Genomic DNA, 357 nt, shown 5'->3' with positions numbered 1-357 from the left:
CAATGCCGGAGAGAGGGGACACCGAGCCTAAGCGAGGTGCCGACAGGCGGGGCAGAGCGTTTTGGTTACTTTGCCGCTTTTTGTACGGAGCGGACACATGGTGGACACATGTGCGGGGACATGGTTGACACATTATGGCCCGTAATCAGGTTTTTTCACGTCGATAGTCCGCAAAAAGTGATGGCAGAAGTAGACGTCAAATAGCCCCTCACCTTCAGGCTTGGGGCGTATTGCAATGTGCTGCCCAGCCAGGCCTTTGGCGATGCTGAAATAGCGGTTCTGGAAGCGAAATCGGCTGTGATAGGCCTTGGCCAGCTTGTCGTCCGGTCCGTATTCAAACTCTGGCAGTTGCTGCGG

1 pseudogene is annotated in these 357 nt (G+C 55.5%); it reads right to left on the bottom strand.

Annotated elements, in window-relative coordinates:
• Positions 1-132: 132 nt before the first annotated feature.
• A pseudogene (locus HX875_RS32585) lies at positions 133-357 on the bottom strand (IS481 family transposase); the annotation flags it as partial.

The sequence above is a fragment of the Pseudomonas yamanorum genome, from assembly GCF_013386765.1.
In the GTDB taxonomy this organism is placed as follows: domain Bacteria; phylum Pseudomonadota; class Gammaproteobacteria; order Pseudomonadales; family Pseudomonadaceae; genus Aquipseudomonas; species Aquipseudomonas yamanorum_A.
Note: the sequence above shows the minus strand (reverse complement) of the source record. Positions and strands in the feature narration are given on the sequence as shown.